This is a genomic window from Promicromonospora sp. NPDC060271 (assembly GCF_042726755.1).
Lineage (GTDB): Bacteria > Actinomycetota > Actinomycetes > Actinomycetales > Cellulomonadaceae > Promicromonospora.
Genome location: NZ_JBHXBG010000042.1, coordinates 16,246 through 34,020 on the forward strand (window position 1 = coordinate 16,246; position 17,775 = coordinate 34,020).

Genomic DNA, 17,775 nt, shown 5'->3' on the forward strand with positions numbered 1-17,775 from the left:
CCTACGCCGCGCCGGACCGCTGACTGCGGCAACCAACGACGCGCCACGGTGACGGATGCCCCTACGCTTACCGGTGCTACCGCCACACCGTCACCATCAGAAGGCAGATGCGTTGTCATGACCGGTCAGGTAAGAGGGCTCGCTCGGAAGCTGGTCGACAGGTTTCCCCCCGTACGACGACGTGACGAGCTCCTCGCTGCTCGTCTCCAGCTCGTCACGGAGCTGCGGGAACGCGTGACGGAGCTGCAGACCGAGACGAAGGAGCTGCAGTCCCAGGTCGAGGAGCTGGACGCCGAGACCCGCAAGGGGCGGGTACGCACCCGGCGGGTGCGTCGCCAGGTCGGAGAGCTTCGTGAGCAGCTTGCCACGGCGGCCGCCGTGAGCAAGGAGCTGCGCTCGGTCGAGGCCCGGCCGTCGTTCCGCCGGATGCTGGTGATCGAACGCGGCCTGTCCCACGCCGCGCACGCGCACCCCAACCGGTCACCACGCAGCAGGGTCTCCGACAAGCTCTTCTCGAAGGCTCTCGCGGACTCGCTCGGCGTCCGGGTACCGGCAGACCTGGAGGTCTGGCCGGACCTCGACAGCATCGAGCTCGGTTCGCTGCCCGACGAGTTCGTGATCAAGTCCATCGGCGGTGCCTCGTCCCGCGGCGTCTTCCCGCTGCGCCGGCTCGACGGCGAGTACAGGCTGATCAGCACCGGTGATGTCATCACGCTCGACGAGATACGGGCACGGTTCCGCGCGGAGATGGAGCTGGACGCCACGCGGCCGTCGTACGACTGGATCAGGCCGCCGTTCTACGCGGAGGAGTTCATCAAGGATCTGAGCGACAGCTCCGAGATCCCGGTCGACGTCAAGGTCTACACGTTCTACGGGCGCGTCGGTCAGGTGCTGCTGCGCCGCGTCGCCCGCCACGGCGAACGCTCGGGCGTGGGCTACCGGTACCTCGCGGCGGACGGGAGCGACCTCGGCGACGTCTCCATCAGCCGGACGACAGACCCGACGATCCCGGTTCCTGACCGGTTCGAGGAGATCATCGCTGCCGCGGAGCGGATCTCGCGGGCGACCGGCCTCGCGTTCATCCGGGTGGACCTCTACCAGACGCGGAACGGTGTGGTCTTCGGCGAGCTGACGCCGTGCCCTGGAGAACCTCAGCACTACACGGACGACCACGACCTGCTCCTCGGGCGCCTCTGGCAGGAGGCCCAGCTGCGCCTCGACGCCGACGCCGCGAACGGCCTGGCGATCGGCTTCGACCTACCGGGCGGCACGGAGCAGGCCGGCAGGCTCGAAGAGGCCGGAGCCTGACCTCGCGATTCCGGAGACCGGATACTCTGGCGCGGTGCTAGCCGTCGCCCAGTTTCACGAGCCCCTACCGCTGACCAACACGATCCAGCGGTACGACTGGGGGTCCGTCGAAGCGATCCCGCACCTGCTCGGCGCCGAGCCCGACGGCGGCCCGCAGGCCGAGCTGTGGCTCGGCGCCCACACGAGCGCGCCGTCGGTCAGCGTGATCGAGGACGAGGACGTCGCACTCGACCGCCTGGTGCGCGAGGCGCCGGTGCAGACGCTCGGCCACCGGGTCGCGGAGCAGTTCGGACCGCGCCTTCCGTATCTGCTGAAGATCCTGGCGGCGGGCAAGGCACTCTCGCTCCAGGTGCACCCGTCGCCGCGGCAGGCCCGGGAGGGCTTCGCCCGCGAGAACAAGGCGGGCCTGCCGCTGTCGTCGCCCAAGCGGTCCTTCAAGGACGACCAGCACAAGCCCGAGATGATCGTGGCGCTCTCGCAGTTCGAGGGGCTGGCGGGCTTCCGCACGCCGCGCACCATCCTCGACGTGCTGGAGGGCCTGGCGGGCCACATGGTCGACGGCGTCCGCACGGCGCTGCTGCGCGACCGCAGCCACGAGGGCATGCGCGAGGCGTTCAACCATCTTCTTTCCGCGCGCGCCTCCGATGCCTGCGCGGCCGACATCCAGGTCACCCTCGACTCGGTCAGGGACCGGCTTGCGGCGGGCTCCCCGTTCGAGCGCGCCGACCGCACGGTGGTCGACCTCGCCGAGCAGCACCCTGGCGATCCGGGCGCCATCGCGTCCCTCATGCTCAACCGGTTCTCGCTCGAACCGGGCGAGGCCGCCTTCACCCCGGCCGGGGTGGTGCACGCCTACCTGTCGGGGCTGGGCATCGAGATCATGGCCAGCTCCGACAACGTGCTGCGCGCCGGGCTCACCACGAAGCTCGTCGACGAGGAGAACCTCGTGGCCTGCACCGTGTTCGCCCCGCAGCAGCCGTTCACCCCCCAGCTCACGACGGCGGGCAGCCGCGGGCAGGTGCACACCTACCGCGTGCCGGTCACGGAGTTCGCGCTCACGACCGCCGACGTCGACCCGGCCGAGCCGGTCACGCTGCCCGCGACCGGCCCGCGGATCGTGCTGTGCCTGGCCGGCGAGCTGAAGCTCTCCGCCGACCGCTCGAAGACGGGGCCGCAGCGTCTGGTCCAGGGCGAGTCGGTCTTCGTCCCGCACGACGCGGGCAACCTGCTGCTCTCGGGCGCGGGCCACGCGGTCTGCGCCTGGGTCCCGTAACCCAACCAGTTGAGTGCTGGATATTTGTCCTCTCGAACCGTTTCGGGAGGACAAATATCCAGCACTCAGCGGGGCGGGTCAGGCCGAGGTGTCGTCGTCCGCGCGGAGGACGCGCAGGTGACCGCGGCGGGCCGTTTCCGTGACCGACGACGGCTCGGCCGCCGGGCGGCGCACCTTGCCTGCCTCGCGCACGGCGTCGGCGAGGGCGGACAGGTCGTCGGGGCTGGGCCCGGCGTCCTCGAACTCCGGCATCAGGCGGAGCACCTCCCACCCGCGCGGTGCCGTCAGCCGCTCGGCGTGCTCGGCACACAGGTCGTAGCTGTGGGGCTCGGCCAGGTGCGCAAGCGGACCCAGTACCGCTGTCGAGTCCGCATACACGTACGTGAGCGTCGCTACGGCCGCGTTTGTACAGGCCGAGCGCGAACACTGTCTCACCGATCTCACGCGCCGAGACTACGCCCTGACCGGGCACAACGTGCCGAACACGCCGGACGATCACGGGCGTAACGACCTGGGCCGAGCTCGGGTGGGCAGGTGACGGCGGAATGACCATGCAGTTGCTGCCAGGATCACACCCGGCGTGGCAGCAGGTGCATGGTCAACCTTGCTTTCTGTTCAGGAGCCCCGCGCCCGCGAAGGCGAGGTCGACGAGCGTCAGGACGACCCGGCTGACGAGCACCGCGAGGGCCGCCGCGGGTGCGGGCAGCGCACCCGCGAGCACCGCGGCCAGCACCAGCTCACGCACGCCCGCGCCGGCCGGCGCGACCACGAATAGGAATCCGGCGGTCCACGCGAGCGCCCAGCCGCCGGCCGCCAGGGCGAAGGTCCGGACGGTCAGCGGCAGTCCGAGCCCCGTGCAGAGCACCCAGAGCTGCAGCCCCGCGACGAGCCACCCGGCCACGGACCAGGCCGCTGCGCGCGCCAGGCCGCCCCACGTCATCGGCCGCTCCGGCGCGGCGCGCCCCGTGAGCCGGACGGCCGTCCCGATCAGGCGGTTGAGCACCGGCGGCGCGAGCACCAGCACGACGGCGGGCGCCGCCCACACCACCCAGGACCAGGCGCCCAGCGCACCCGCTGACACGAACGGCAGCGCCACCGCGCCCACCGCGGCGCCCGAGGCCACCGACACCGCGACGGCGACCAGCATCGACGCGGCCGACCTGCTGCGGGGCACACCGTGCCCCGCCCCGACCTCGGCGGCGGCCACGACGTTCCACACGCCGCCGGGCACGTACTTGCCGAGCTGGCTGACGCCGAACACGGCGACGGCGCTCCGCAACGACAGGGGCGAACCCAGGTCCGCGAGTACGACCCGCCAGGCGAGCAGCGTGCACCACACATAAAGGACCCCGAGGACGACGACGAGGACGACCTCGGTCCCGGACAGGTCCGTCGCGGCACGCGCCAGCGCCTCCCGGTTGCCCAGCACGTACCAGACGGCCAGCCCGAGCGCGACGGCCAGGAAGCCCCACCGCACCCACCGTGACCGCAGGACGGCCAGCACGCCGCCGACGACCGGGCGGCGGGCGCCGGTCGCCGCCGTCCCGGACCCGGTCGACCCGGGCTCCACCGTCCCGGACCCGGCCGCACCGGGCGTCGTCGTCCCGGACCCAGGCGACCCAGGCTCTGTCGTGCCGGACCCGGCCGAACCGGGCGCCGTCGTCCCCGCATCCGTCCTGGTCACAGCACCCCCCTGCGCCGCAGCTCTGCGACCAGCGGTTCGGCGACGACCTGCGGGCGGATCCGGTCCCTGCCGCGCGCCGCACGCTCCCGGGCAGCGGCCAGCTCCGCGGGGTCGCACAGCCTGACGAGCTCGGCCGCGAGCGCCCGAGGGTCGGCCGCCGGGACCAGCTCGACGTGCTCCCCCACCGCCCTGCGCTGCGGCGGGGTGTCCGAGGTGACCACGACGCAGCCCGCCGCGAGCCCCTGGTACACCTTGTTCGGCACCACCCGCACGCCCTTCGGGGTGTCGCTGAAGATGCCAAGGCAGACCTGGTGCCCGGCGACGACGCCGGGCAGCTCGTCGGCCTCCACCCAGTCGTACCAGGTCACGCCCGGGGTGCCCGCAAGGAGCTCGCGCGCAAGCGGTAGGTCCTGGCCGGCACCGACCATCGTCACGCGCAGCGCGGCCCCCGCCGCGACGGCGTCGTGCACCGCCTCGGCGATGACCGGCGCGCCCTGCAGCGGCGTGTACAGCCCGAAGAAGACGACGGACAGCGCGTCGGCCCCGTGGTCCGGGCGCTGAGCCGGCGGGGAGGCCGTTCGCCACTCGTCCGGTGCGCCGACCAGGACGACGACGCCCTTGTCCGGATCCGGGAGCATCCGCCGGTGCTCCTCGGTGTCCGTGACGACGACGTCAGCGCACGCGACGGCGAGCCGGTCCAGCCCGGTCAGCAGCCGCACCCGCAGGCCGGCGGCCCCACGGTCGGCAGCGGTGTCCCCGGCGAAGACCAGGTGGTCGAGCACGATCACCGAGCGCGGGTGGAGCAGCCGCGCGAGGACGACGTCGAAGTGGCCGAGGTAGCCGACGAGCACGGCAGCGGGCCGGCCCTCCGCCCGACGGTGCCGCACGGTGTCGCGCACCAGACCCGCCCAGCACAGCAGGAGCCGGATGGCCAGGGCGGGCAGCCGCCACGGCTGCTGGAGCATGCGCACCCGTTCGGCGGTGGAGAAGCCGAGGGGCCGGTTCAGCTCGGTGACCTTGCTGCCATGGGCGCGCAGCCCCGCGATCAGGACGGCGATACGGGGGTGGCGCGCGGCGTCGTACGTGCCGAAAGCGATCACTGGACGGCGGCCGAGAGGTCGACGGGCCCCGTCGGCCGGACGGTCGACCGGGCGGTCGACCGGGCACTCGGCTGGGCCGCCGATCCGGCCGGAGCCGTCGTCGTGCCGTACTGCACCTCCTTGAGGCGCTCCAGCGTGTCCTCGAGCAGCACCCGGTTGGTGCGCTGCAGGTCGGCGAGCACGAGCAGGGCGAAGCTGAGCAGCACCCCCACCATGGAGGTCGCCCCGAGCACTATCGACTGGAGGTGCTGCCCGGGGGTGCCGGTCGCGAGGAGCACCGCGTACCGGCCGAACGGCACCGCCGCGCCGACCGCGAAGACGAGTCCGAGCGTGAGGAACACCGCGTGCGGCTTGTACATCACGTAGGACCGGCTGATCGCCTGCCCCGACTTGGCGATGTGCTGCCACATGCTCGTGAAGAGCCGCGACTCGCGAGTCTTCGCGTTGGTGGTGACCGGCAGGCTCTGGATCCGCAACCGCTTGTTCCCGGCCTGGATGATCGTCTCCATGCAGTAGCTGAACTGCGTGACGACGTTGAGCCGCAGCAACGCCCCGCGCGAGTAGGCGCGGAAACCGCTCGCGGCGTCGGGCAGGTCGGTTCCCGCGGCGAAGTTGACCACCTCGCTGCCCACCTTCTGCAGCGCCTTCTTCAGCGGCGAGAAATGGTCGATGGTGCCGGTCTGCCGGTCGGCGATCACGATGTCGGCGTCGCCGAGCACCACCGGCATCACCAGGTCGCCGATCCGTTCCTGCGGGTACTGGTTGTCGCCGTCGGTGTTCACCACGATGTCGGCACCGTGCCGCAGCGCGTAGTCGACGCCGTCACGGAACGACCGGGCCAGCCCCATGGTCCGGGCGTGGTGCACGAAGTGCCGCACGCCGAGGCGACGCGCCACCTCGACCGTGTCGTCAGTGGAGCCGTCGTCGACGACCAGGATCTCGATCTCGTCGACTCCCGGGATGTCCCGCGGAATCGTGGCAAGCACCAGAGGAAGGGTTTCTTCCTCGTTCAAGCAGGGGATCTGCACGAACAGCTTCATGGCCCTGTGCTTTCGGTAGCAGGCTCTGGGTAAGCCTCTCGGCTTGCCTCTCTCGACAAGCAGATGCGTGGCTTCACCAACGGTAGGCACGCCACATGACCGGGGCGTGAACACTGCGTGCCATTCAGTTTCTGTTACCCGGCCGTGACCGGAGCGACAGGATGGGTAAAGGAGGCGCGGATACCCTGCACGCGTGACCCGCTCCCCGGCGCGATCCCCCGGCGGCGAGCGCCTGGCCGTCCTCACCAGCGCCCTCACCGCAGTCCTGCTGGCACTGACCGTCGCCCTGGCGGACGCCCCGTACGCCACCGGCGACGAGCCACCGCACGTCGACTACGCCTACCAGCTCTGGCACGGCGCTCTCCCGGTCTTCGAGGACGGCCTGCGGCTGCGGCCCGACGGCGCCTGGCTCGCCCCGGTCCAGTGGACGGCGCAGCACCCGCCGCTGTACTACCTGCTGATCGCCCCGCTCGTCGGCCCGCTGGCCGACGCCGGACACCCCGTCGCCGCCGTCTACGCGGCGCGGGGCGTCAACGTGCTCCTGTCCGGCGTCCTCGTGGTCGCCGCCTGGTGGAGCGCACGCCGGCTGACCCGGCCCGGCAGCGAGCTGCCGGTCCTCGTCGCGTTCCTGACGAGCGTCATGGCGGCGGTCGCCCACGTCGGCGGCACCGCGTACAACGACCTGCTGGCCACCCTGTGGGTGACGGTCCTGCTCGGGCTGGTGGGCACCGCGATCCGGCGGGGGCTCGACGCGCGCCTGGTCGCGCTGATCTCCGTCGTGGCCGCGGCCGCGTCGCTCACCCGGCTGTCGGCGGGCGCCATCGCCATCGCCGTAGGAGCCGCCGCGGTGGTCGCCGGGGCGGTCCGCGCCCGGCAGGGCAGGGGTCGCTGGGGGCCGGTGGTCGCGCTGTCCGTCGCCGGGCCGCTGACCGTGCTCGCGGCGAGCGGCTGGTTCTACCTCCGCAACCTGGCCCTGACCGGGAGCATCACCGGCTCGCACTTCGACTGGGCGCTGGCGAACCAGAACCGTACGGAGCGGCCCGTCTGGCTGGTCCTCGTGGACCCCGTGACCTGGGCCCGGCTGCCCGACGTCTTCTGGTGGGCCGGCCGGCTGCCCCCGAGCAACCCGTACATCATCACGACGCTCGTGCTCACGGCGCTCCTGCTCGTCTGGGTGCCCCTGGTCGTCGCGGGCAGGGCCGCGCTGCGGCGCGCCCGCCGGCTCGCGCACGGGTCGACGGCGGGCAACGCCGACGACCCGGGCACCGATCGCACCGACGGCCTGCTGCTCCTCGCGCTGCCGGCGGGCGCCGTCGTCGTGGCCGTCACCATGCAGGTGCTGTACGCGGCGAACAGCGGCGGCGTCTACCCGCGCTACCTGCTCGTGGTCTCGCTACCGCTGTGCCTCGCCGTGGCGGCAGGCCTGTCGACGCACCTGCGCCGGTACCTCCCGGTCTGGACCGCCATCTCCTTGACCGACCTCGTGGTCTGGCTGGCGGTGGAGCTGTCCTCGCCGCCGCCTGCGGGCTACTACGCGGAGCTGCCGGTGCCGGCCGCGCTCGTCGCCGCGCTCGCGTGCGGAACCGCCGTCGTCTCCGCGAGGGTGGTGCTGCGGGCGAACAGGCAGCAGGCCACCACCGCGGCCACGGTCACCAGCACGAGCAGCACGGCCGGCGCCGCGAGCTGAGGCCCGGTCAGCGGGCTCCAGCCGGCCCAGCGGGCTGCGGCGTCGGCCACCGTCGACGTCGGACCCTGGTAGAAGCCCCAGAACCCGAAGGCGAGGCCGCTCGCAGCGGCCGCGCCGGCCGCGCCGACGATCCAGGGCACCGCCCGGCCGGTCCGGGGACCGAGCAGCGCGGCCGCGCCGAGCGCCGTCGTTACCGACAGCGCGGCGAGCCCGGCGAACAGGTACCTCCCCTGCACCGCGATGACCAGGCCGGTCTCCTGGTAGCCGGGCCAGGCGTTGGCCAGGACCGCGAGCCACAGGGCGGCAGGCAGCAGCAGGAGCACGGCCACCGCGCGCCGGGTGGCCGTCAGGCGCACCAGCGCGACCACGGCCAGCGCCCCGATGGTGACCGCCGCCGTCCAGAAGACCGCGTCCGGTATCCGGAGCTCGAGCCAGCCGAAGTTGCCGAAGAACGACCTGGTCAGCTGCGTCACGCCCGTCCGAAGGAAGTACCAGAGGCCGGCCGGCTCACCGGGCGCGAACCGGTCGGGGATGCCGACCGGCTGCACCGTGCCGAGGACCAGGAGGTTGCGCAGCCACCACCAGCCGCCGACGGCCAGCGCGACGGCGCCCGCCAGGAGCGTGCCGCGCAGCCGGCGGGCGCGGGAGCCGGGCGCCACCAGGTAGGCCGCGGCCACCATGGGCAGCGCGAACACCACCATCACCTTGGTCAGCAACCCCACGCCGAGCGCGACACCCAGCCCGACGCCGGTCCGGGCCCGCAGGTCGCCACCGAGGACGACGACGCACAGGTAGGTGATCACCGCCCCGCTCAGCGTCACGAGCGCGTCGTTGGTCACGCTGCCCATGATGTGCCCGGCCTGCGGCACGAAGAGCGTGAACGACGCCGCCACGAGCGCCACCGGGCGCGAACCCGAGAGCCGTCGCGCCGCGGCAGCGGCCAGCAGCGGAACCGGCCCCAGCAGCGCGACGTCGAACAGGCGCAGGGCGAGGAGCTGGTGGTCCCAGCGTGCCTCTGCCAGCCCGGCGACGCGCAGCACCAGCGCGGCGACCGCGTAGTACAGCGGCGGATGCTGCGTCATCTGGTCGACGGCGTCCTCGGGCAGGTGTCGCGTGCTGGTGCCGACGGGCACCGGGTCGGCCAGGGCGTTGCCGGCGTCGACCACGAACCGGTCGCCGTCCGGGACGGGCTGGACCGCGACGAACTGAGGGACGTCCTCCCGGTCGAAGTGCCTGCCGGGCAGGTCGGTCTCCAGCCCCGCCTGGGCCCGGGCGTCGTCGACGGCGGGACCCACCAGGGCCTCGCCGGCGGCCGGCCACCCGCCGCCGTAGGCGAGGCGGAGCACGCTGTTGACGTGCTGCGGCTCGTCCGGCGCCCGGAACGGCGGGGCCAGCACCGTCCACAGCACACCCGTCAGCATGACCAGGGCGGTGATGAGGGCGAGGCCTCGGCGGTACGCCGCCTCGGCACGATCGTCGCGCACGGTCACAGGATAGAGGGCACGCGGGTGGGCAGCATCGTCGCCCACCCACGTGCCCTCCAGGGCCCCCTCGCCGTCGTGCGGACGACGGCGGGACACCCGCGCGTCGTCTGCGCGTCGGCCGGTGGCCCTACTGTGACCCCCGTGCGCCCCCTCGTACCCCTCGCCGTGCTGGCCGCGGTCCTCGCCTCGCTCGTCCAGGCGCTGCTGAGCCCTCCGCTGCACACCGGCGACGAGACGGCCCACCTCGACTACGCCTACCAGGTGTGGACCGGGCACCTGCCGGTCTTCGAGGACGGCCTCGTGCTCGCGCCCGAGGCCGGCTCCGTGCCGCCCGTGCAGTGGGCCGCCCAGCACCCGCCGCTGTACTACCTGATGCTGGCGCCCGTGGTCGGTCCCCTCGTGGAGGGCGGGCACGTCGTCGCGGCGGTCTGTGCCGCACGGGGACTGAACGTGCTGGGCGCGGGTCTGCTCGTGCTGGTGGCGGCCTGGGCCGCCCGGCGGGCCTTCCCCGCCGCGCAGCTCCTCGCCCCCGTCACCGCGCTGGTCGTCGCCACGACGGCGTGGGTGGCCCGGGTCGGCGGTTCCGGCTACAACGACGTCTTCGCCGCCCTCCTCACGACCTGGCTGCTGGGGCTCGCGGCGGGTGCCGTGCGGTCCGGTCTGACCTGGACGCGCGCGGCGGGGCTGGTCGTGGTCTCCGCGCTGTGCCTCGGCACGCGCCTGCACACGATGGTCATGGTGGGCGTCCTGGTCGCCGCCGTGCTGGCCGGGGTGCTCCTGCGGACCGCTGGCCCGCTCGGCATTCGCGGCGAGGCCGTACGCGGTGCGACCGTCCGGGGCGAGGCCGTGCGCGCCGCGGTCGTCGCGCTCGGCGTCCCGGCCGCCGTCGCGGCGTCGTCCGGCTGGTTCTACCTGCGCAACGTCGCCCTGACCGGGTCCGTCACCGGTGGGCATCCGGACTGGGCGGCCGAGCACCTGGACCGGGTGGTCCGTCCCGTCCCCGAGGTGCTCGTCGACGCAGGGTTCTGGACCCAGCTCCTCGCGGTGTTCGGGCACGACAGGCTGCCCGACGCCGCGGTGGTGCTGCTCCTGCTGGTCGCGCCCGCCGCGCTGGCCGCCGTCGCGGGCGTCCGCACCGCGGGCGACGTCCGGCTGCCCGCGGCCGAGCGGGCCGACGTGCTGCTCGTCGCGACCGGCGCGACGGCGGTCGCGGCGACCCTGGCGATGCAGCTCGTCTACACGGCGGGCGGCGGCTCGCCGCATCCGCGCTATCTCCTGCCGGTGATCGGGATCCTGGCGATGCTCGTGGCCCAGGGCCTGCTCTCCACGCGCCACCGGCTGCCCTGGGCGGTCGGGCTCTGGTGCGCGGTGCCCCTGATCGACCAGGCCATCTGGATCGCCGTCTCCGTGCCGCGCTACGCCGGGCCGTGGCCCGACGGCTCGCTCTCCGCGCCCGGCGCGTGGGTGGCCTGGGGCCTCGCGTGCGTCACGGTCGCCGTCGCGGTGGCCCGCCTACGGCGGGTCTCGGAGGGTTCGCGGGAGCCGATCCAGGCTGACTGACTCGGCGTACCTGGTACCGCCAGTCAGCACGCTGGTCGGACTACCGGACTGACTCGGCGAACCTGGTACGCCGAGTCAGGTCCGCAGGCACCGTGGCGGTGACGAGACAGGGTCCCGATCGGACGTATCGTCGGTAGGTGCCCCCGTTCTCTCCACGCGGCCGGAACCGGCGGTCGGACCGCGGTACCGGCTCCGCCGGCAGCTCGTCCGCCAGCCCCAGCAGCTCGGCCGGCAGCCCGTCCGGTATCCCCAAGGCCTCCCAGGCGGACCTGCTCAGGCTCGCGGCGACCCCCTCCGGCGACACGTCCGACGACGCGGTACGTCCCCGCCGCCGCGACCGGCGCGGCCGCGGTCTGCGGGGCCCGATGTTCCCGCCCGGGACTCCCGCGCACCGTACGCGCGCGCAGCGGTTCGACGACTTCGTGCTCGACGTCGTCGAGGACCTCGACCGGACCTGGGCCGCACAGCTTCGCGGCACCGAGTTCGCCGTCGAGGACGTACCGCCGTCGGACCCGGCACCGTGGGAGGACGGCGGTGTGCTGCTCGGCCGGTTCTTCCCGGCGGAGGCCGGCCGGCCCGGGCGCGTCGTGGTCTACCGCCGGCCCGTCGAGGTACGTGCCCTCGACCGGGAGGACCTCGCCGACCTGGTGCGGGACGTCGTGGTGGAGCAGGTGGCGCACATGCTCGCCCGCACCCCCGAGGAGATCGACCCGAACTTCGGCGACCGGTCCTGACCCTCGCTGGCCGCTAGGGCTCTACCTGTATCGGCTGAGCCTGCGGTTCTGCTCCGGCTCAGCCGGCCGCGTCGACCCGGCGCACGTGCACGTCCCCGCCCGCTGCGAGCGGCGGCGTGGGCGAGAGCACCGAGAACAGGGTCGTGTCGCCGTCCTCGGCGATGCCCACCGACCACACGACGCCCGGCTGCCCGGCGGGCTGCTCCGCGACCACCGCGACGGTGTCGCCCAGCTCCGCCAGCTCCTCCCAGCCCAGCTCGACGGTCTCGCCGGTCGGCACCTCCACCGTGCGGGTCCAGGCCTCCTCGCCGTCCGGCCCGACGCCGCGCAGCGCGACGGCGGTGCTGTCGTCCACGTCGTCGATCCGGTCCGGGTCACGCTCGTCGGGCACACCGCTCAGCGTCACCACGTACTCGGAGTGGTCGGGGACCGCGACCGCGCCGTCGGCCACCGTGCCCGTCGCTCGCACCGCCTGCCCGGCCAGCCAGGCCCGGTCGTACGGGTCCTCGTCGACCACCGCGTCATCGGCGGCGGAGCCCTTCCTGTCCAGGGCGCCGCCGGCGACGACCGGCACGTCGGCGTCCACGACGACCGTGTAGGCGCCCGCCGGCAGCCCGCCCAGCGGCAGGGTGGTGACCCTGCCCGGTTCGAGCGGCAGCTCCTCGCCGCCCCGCAGCCGGACCGGTCCGTCGGGCCCGAGCACCGCGAGGTTCGCCGTGCCGGCCGTTGTGCCGGGAGCCAGCAGGTCGAGGCGCGGCGCGTGCGGGTCGTCCACCGACTCACCGGTGCTGACCACGCCCGCGACAGCGGTGGTGCGGGACGGTGCGGCGCCGCCCACGACGAGGTCGGCACCCGCGGGCACCAGGCCCTCGATGCGGTGGTGCTGCACGTAGGCGCCCACACGGCCGCCCTCGGCGGTGACGTGCAGCGCGAGCCGGCTCTGGTCGGGCGCGATGGCCTCGAGCATGGTGACGACCTGCTCGCCCGGCGGCACGACGACCAGCGACTTGCTCCCCAGCACCACCGGACCGGCCGCGCCCCAGGCCTCCAGCGACACGGTGGCCGGCGTCCGGCCGGGGTTCTGCAGCACCAGGCGGCCGCTCGACCCCACCGAGGTACTGCCGCCGACCAGCCAGTGCTCGACGGACGGCACCGCGCACGGGCCGGCGACCATGCCGCGCAGGTCGCCGTCGGTGGTCACCGACGCGACGGTCCCCGTCGCGTACGTGGCACCGCTCGGCGTCACACGCACCGTACGCGCACCGGTGACCGCACCCTCGCGCACCGCCGCGACGCCACCGGTCACGAGCGGACCGGGGAGATCGGGTGCCGCGGACCCGTCCAGGGTCGTGACGGAGGGCTCGGCACCCTCCGCGCCGTCGAGCACCGCGGCGGTGAGCGACGTGGTGGTCTCTCCCCGGACCGCGCTGAACTCGTCGTCGCCGACGTCCGGCTGCTGCAGCTCGGCAGGCATCGGGCAGACCAGCCCGGTCTCGGCGGCGGCAACGGGGACGGCACGTGCGGCGTCCGCCGGTGGCGTGACCCGCTGGCCGCCGCCCGTGGTGGCGAGCGCGGCGACCGCCATCGCGCACAGCAGGCCACCCACCGCGGCGGCCGCCCGCCGGGCGACCGGCGGGACCACCAGCTTCTTGCGCTTCATCGAACCCTCCTGCGTCCCACCGGCAGGGCCAGCAGGGCGAAGACCACCAGCGTGAACGTCGTGAGCACCAGCCATACCGTGCGGTGGGGCGCCTCGTAGCGCACCACGAGGTGCCCGGCGTCGGGCCCGAGCGCGAACGCCTGCAGGCCCGCCGACTCGTCGAGTGCCACCGGCTCCAGCCGGCGCCCGTCGAGGGTCGCGTGCCAGCCCGGCCCTGCGGCCTCCGCGAGCACGACGGCGCGGTCCGCACCGCCGGCGGTCACGTCGGCGCGGACGGCCGTGCCCCCGGACGGCAGCACCCGCTCCGTCGCACCCGCCTCCTCGATACGGGCCCAGCCCGGCGCGGGCTCGCCCACCGGGGCGACCCGCCACACGGAGATCGCCTGCCCCTCGGTGACGCGGCTCATGCCGGGCACCATGTCGAGCGTCGCCACCAGGTCGCCGACGGCGCGCGCCGGATCCGTCCCGGGCGTCGCGCCCAGGCCGCCGTCCGAACGGACCTGGACCGCACCGATCCCGAGGTCGGCGAGCTGTTCCGGCACTCCTTCGGTGGCGCCGGACACCAGCGCCGCGACCGCGGTGTCCAGCGTGCCCACCGGTTCGTCGCCGGCCCCGGCGCGATCGTCCGCCGTCGCCCGCGCCGTCGCCGAGACGTCGGCGAGCTGCGAGCCGTCGGCGCGCAGCAGGGCGTACTGCACGGTCCCCTGTACGCCGCCGGCCTCGGCGTCACCGGCGAACCCCACCTCCAGCACGCGTGCCTGCCGAGGTGGCGCCTGCATCTGCTGCCCGACGGCGGGCACTACCGGGTCGGTGGTCACGTGCAGCATGCCGCTCCGCCCGGAGCCCGCGATGCTGCCGGAGCCGGTCAGCCACGCGGCCGCCTGCGCGGCGGGAAGCAGGAGCGCGACCACCACCAGAGCGACCGCCGCGACCTTGCGCGCCGAACCGAGGAAGCCCCGGAGCGACGCCCCGCCGTCGGCGAGCGCGCGGACACCCGCGAGGGCTGCGGCGCTCAGGCCGAGCAGGACCAGCGACAGCCCGGGGCCGGACCACCGGCCGTCGCCCTGGGCCAGGACCGCTACGGCCAGGCCCGCCGCCGCGACCAGCCAGCCGACGAGGGACGTCGCGGCGACGTGCTGCGCCGACTCCGCGACCCGCTTGCGACCGAGGCCGAGCAGCGCCGCACCGAGACCGGCCGCCGCGAGCGCGAGGACGAGCCCGCCGAGCGCCCACGGTCCCGCTGCGCCGACCGCGCGGACGGCGGACGGCACGAGGCCGTCGCCGGGCACGTCGAACCAGGGGGCCGGGACCGCGGGCAGGCCGAGCAGCAGCTCGAGGCCGGAGGCGGTGCCCGACGTCGTGCCCGGTGCCGGGACGCCGGACCCGGCCAGCGGCTCGGCCGTCAGGAGCCTGCTGTTGCCGTGGCGCAGCGCCGTCCACCAGAGCGGGGCGCCGACCACGAGCGCCGGTACGACCGCGAGCGCCAGGTAGACGCGGCGGCGCGGGGCGACGAGCAGCGCCCCGAGCAGCACCACGACGGCCGCCGGGAGCAGCGCGGGCGCCCCGGCCACCACGCAGGCGAGCAGCAGGCCGCTCGCGCCCGCCGCGCCCAGCGAGCCGGAGCTCGTCCGGGAGGCGCGTGCGGTGACGCCCTCCGGCTCCTCGGCCGCGCCGTCGGGCGGCGCGAGCCTGTCGACCGCCTGGCCGCCCACCGCACGGACCAGCGCGACGGCGGTCCAGGGCAGCAGCGCATGCGCCAGCACGGCGCCGAGCAGGCCGCCGTCCAGTGCTCCGAGGAAGGCCGGGGCGACGGTCCAGGCGAATGCCGCGAGGGCGCGCAGCCATACCGACCGGGTCACCGTGCCGGCAGCGGCCCACGCTCCGACGGCGGCGACGGGCAGCGCGAGCAGGAGGACGGCGTCCACCGCGTGCTGCAGCGATCCCCCGGCCAGCGCGGAGAGGCCGGTCAGCACGAACAGCAGGGGGTCCGCAGGAGCGGCGGTGCCGAGCCCGTCGCGCACCCAGCCGGACGTCGCCGCCGACCAGGTGGTCGCCGTCGTTCCGCCGGCGGGGAGCAGCGCGCCGCCGACCAGGCGTCCGCCGGCCGCGAGGGCGCCGAGGGCGGGCCCGAACAACGCGGCCGCCAGGCCGACGGCGGAGAGCACCACGGCGCCCAGCGCGGCCCGGCGCCGGACCGCGAGCGCGTGCAGCTCCGCCTGCTCCAGCTCGGACGGTGTGACGTCCACCCGGTGTGCCTCGCCACGGGCGAGCCGCCGGTCGCGCCGCTCGGCGGCCACCTCGCGCCAGGTGCCCAGCAGCGGCCGCAGCACGCTGCGGGGCACTGTCGAGGTGCGCGCGATCCGGCGTCGGGCGCGGAGCAGCGGTCCCAGCCGGAACACCGCCCACAGTGGTGCGAGCAGCTCGTCGCGCGCCTGGTCGGGCTGCTTCATCGCGAGCCGGTAGCCGGCGGCGAACGGCGCCCACAGCACCATCGCGAACATCGCGAACGGCAGGATCCAGGGCGCCACCGACGTCAGCCGCAGGTAGAGCTGGCTGCGGCGCCGGGCCCCCGAGGAGCCCGGAGCGTGCAGCGCGACCTGCGCGTGCCGCACCACCGCGTCGGGCACGACGACCACCCGGTGGCCGGCGAGCCGCACCCGCAGGCAGAAGTCCGTGGAGTCGCCGAGCTGGCCGTAGGCCGGGTCGGTGCCGCCGACCTCGCGCCAGACCGACGCCCGCACCAGCGCCCCGGCGAGGCCGACGGCGAGCACGTCCTCGCGCGCGTCGTGCTGACCCTGGTCGATCTCCGTGTCGTCGATGCCGGTCATCCGCCGGCCGAGCGGCGAGACGGTGTGGCCCACCTCGACGAGCACTCCCCGGTCGGACAGGTCGGGATCGAGGGGGGTGCCGTCCGGGCCTGACTCCCAGCGCCGCTGCTTGCAGCCCGCGACGGCCACCGCGTTCGAGTGCTCCACCGAGCGGGTGAGGGCCGCGAGGGCGCCCGGGGCGGGGGCGGAGTCGTCGTGCAGGAACCAGAGCCAGCCCTGCTCCGGGGTGCCGACGGCGGCGAGGGCCGCCTCCACCGCGTCGCCGAAGGTGCGCGCGCCCGCACCGGCCACGAAGCGTGCGCCGCCGAGCTGCAGGTCCTGGTGGCCGGACGTCGCGGGTGCGGTGTCGACGTCGACGACCACGACGGAGTCAGGGGTGCGGGACTGCGTCCGCAACGCCGCGAGCGTCGCGGCGAGGTAGGGACTGCTGCCGCGCGTCACGACGACGGCCGTGACCGTGACGGCCACCGGCGCAGCGGTGGCCGTCTGGGCCGGGACCTTGGCCCAGACGGGACCGACCGTGTCCTCGTGGGGACCACGGTCCGGGCTGGGGGCCGACAGGCTGTCGGTACGTGGAGCGCTCATCTCGCTTCACATGATGCGGCGCGTCTGCGCCGACACGCCGCAGACGCGCCGGTCGAGGCACGCATCCTCCAGCGCAGTCTTTCCTGGCTGGGTTCAGACGGCGCGGCGCTTCAGCTTGCGCCGCTCACGCTCCGAGAGACCGCCCCAGATACCGAACCGTTCGTCGTTCTCCAGCGCGTAGTCCAGGCACTCGGCCCTGACCTCGCAGCCGGAACAGACCTTCTTGGCCTCGCGGGTGGACCCACCCTTCTCCGGGAAGAAGGCCTCCGGGTCGGTCTGCGCGCACAGGGCGCGCTCCTGCCAGCCGAGCAAGGAGTCGTCCGGCTCGGTCAGCTCGTACAGCTCACCGAAAAGCGGCAAGACCCGTGCGACCGGCGCCGCCGCGTTCTCGGCGTCAGTCGGGAACTCCACGTCCGATTCCAGAATGTTCCACATGACGTGCCCCTCCGTGCCGTGTCCGTGCTCCGGGCCTTGCCGGCCGACCATGCCGTTCCGTCTGCCGATCTTGTGTGCCGATCTGTCTTGTCGATCCATCGTGCCTGGCCAGACCTGCAGCTTCGAGGCCCTGTTGCATATGCGCTACGAAAACTGCATACATGGAATTACACGCGTGTCGCCTGGAGTCGTCAAGCGGAAATGTGCTATCGCCCCTGGATTCCACGGGTAATTCACCAGTCCTTCCGCAGGTCGTGGCGTACGTCTCACTCAGAGCCCCGCTTTCATATGTCGGGACACCCGGCGAGTCGCCACGCCGAAGGTCCCGCCGGACCGCAAGTTCCGCCCGGGCCTCTTGGTCGAACCGCAACGACACGCCGAATCGCAGCCTCGATCC

At 74.2% G+C, this 17,775-nt stretch carries 12 protein-coding genes; 4 read left to right on the plus strand and 8 right to left on the minus strand.

The window, feature by feature from the left end; genetic code table 11:
- Nucleotides 1-117: 117 nt before the first annotated feature.
- Together ACFWE2_RS09035 and manA are read left to right on the plus strand one after the other, a co-directional pair.
- The gene (locus tag ACFWE2_RS09035) at nt 118-1,308 is read left to right on the plus strand and encodes an ATP-grasp fold amidoligase family protein (protein ID WP_377223883.1); all 1,191 of its coding nucleotides are present in this window, start codon (nt 118-120) and stop codon (nt 1,306-1,308) included.
- A gap of 34 nt (nt 1,309-1,342) precedes the next feature.
- Nucleotides 1,343-2,581, plus strand: a complete 1,239-nt coding sequence (manA, locus tag ACFWE2_RS09040) for a mannose-6-phosphate isomerase, class I (RefSeq protein WP_377223884.1) — start codon at nt 1,343-1,345, stop codon at nt 2,579-2,581.
- 78 nt (nt 2,582-2,659) lie between these two features.
- Here manA and ACFWE2_RS09045 read toward each other — a convergent pair whose 3' ends face one another.
- From ACFWE2_RS09045 to ACFWE2_RS09065, 5 genes are all read right to left on the minus strand, one after another.
- The gene (locus ACFWE2_RS09045) at nt 2,660-3,025 is read right to left on the minus strand and encodes a DUF3499 domain-containing protein (RefSeq protein ID WP_377223885.1); all 366 of its coding nucleotides are present in this window, start codon (nt 3,023-3,025) and stop codon (nt 2,660-2,662) included.
- A gap of 154 nt (nt 3,026-3,179) precedes the next feature.
- Entirely contained in the window at nt 3,180-4,265 is a 1,086-nt protein-coding gene (locus ACFWE2_RS09050) for a lysylphosphatidylglycerol synthase domain-containing protein (protein ID WP_377223886.1), read from the minus strand.
- Nucleotides 4,262-5,365 carry a glycosyltransferase gene (locus ACFWE2_RS09055; protein WP_377223887.1) on the minus strand — a complete coding sequence of 368 codons (1,104 nt, stop codon included), beginning with the start codon at nt 5,363-5,365 and terminating at the stop codon, nt 4,262-4,264. Before ACFWE2_RS09055 ends, ACFWE2_RS09050 begins: the two co-directional genes overlap by 4 nt.
- Nucleotides 5,362-6,405: a glycosyltransferase family 2 protein gene (locus ACFWE2_RS09060; RefSeq protein WP_377223888.1), complete on the minus strand. Its 1,044-nt coding sequence runs from the start codon at nt 6,403-6,405 to the stop codon at nt 5,362-5,364. Before ACFWE2_RS09060 ends, ACFWE2_RS09055 begins: the two co-directional genes overlap by 4 nt.
- 1,530 nt (nt 6,406-7,935) lie before the next feature.
- The gene (locus ACFWE2_RS09065; RefSeq protein ID WP_377223889.1) at nt 7,936-9,576 is read right to left on the minus strand and encodes a DUF2142 domain-containing protein; all 1,641 of its coding nucleotides are present in this window, start codon (nt 9,574-9,576) and stop codon (nt 7,936-7,938) included.
- Nucleotides 9,577-9,717: 141 nt separating this feature from the next.
- Between ACFWE2_RS09065 and ACFWE2_RS09070 the strand changes: the two genes are divergently transcribed.
- Nucleotides 9,718-11,136, plus strand: a complete 1,419-nt coding sequence (locus ACFWE2_RS09070; RefSeq protein WP_377223890.1) for a hypothetical protein — start codon at nt 9,718-9,720, stop codon at nt 11,134-11,136.
- A gap of 137 nt (nt 11,137-11,273) precedes the next feature.
- Nucleotides 11,274-11,870, plus strand: coding sequence for a metallopeptidase family protein (locus ACFWE2_RS09075; RefSeq protein WP_377223891.1), 597 nt, complete (start codon nt 11,274-11,276; stop codon nt 11,868-11,870).
- A gap of 58 nt (nt 11,871-11,928) precedes the next feature.
- On the opposite strand, the gene ACFWE2_RS09080 is transcribed toward ACFWE2_RS09075, so the two are convergent.
- From ACFWE2_RS09080 to ACFWE2_RS09090, 3 genes are all read right to left on the minus strand, one after another.
- Nucleotides 11,929-13,530, minus strand: coding sequence for a DUF5719 family protein (locus ACFWE2_RS09080; RefSeq protein ID WP_377223892.1), 1,602 nt, complete (start codon nt 13,528-13,530; stop codon nt 11,929-11,931).
- On the minus strand, nt 13,527-16,943 hold the full coding sequence (locus ACFWE2_RS09085; protein WP_377223893.1) for a glycosyltransferase: 3,417 nt from the start codon (nt 16,941-16,943) through the stop codon (nt 13,527-13,529). Before ACFWE2_RS09085 ends, ACFWE2_RS09080 begins: the two co-directional genes overlap by 4 nt.
- A 93-nt stretch (nt 16,944-17,036) precedes the next feature.
- Nucleotides 17,037-17,378: a WhiB family transcriptional regulator gene (locus ACFWE2_RS09090; protein WP_116677974.1), complete on the minus strand. Its 342-nt coding sequence runs from the start codon at nt 17,376-17,378 to the stop codon at nt 17,037-17,039.
- Nucleotides 17,379-17,775: the final 397 nt, after the last annotated feature.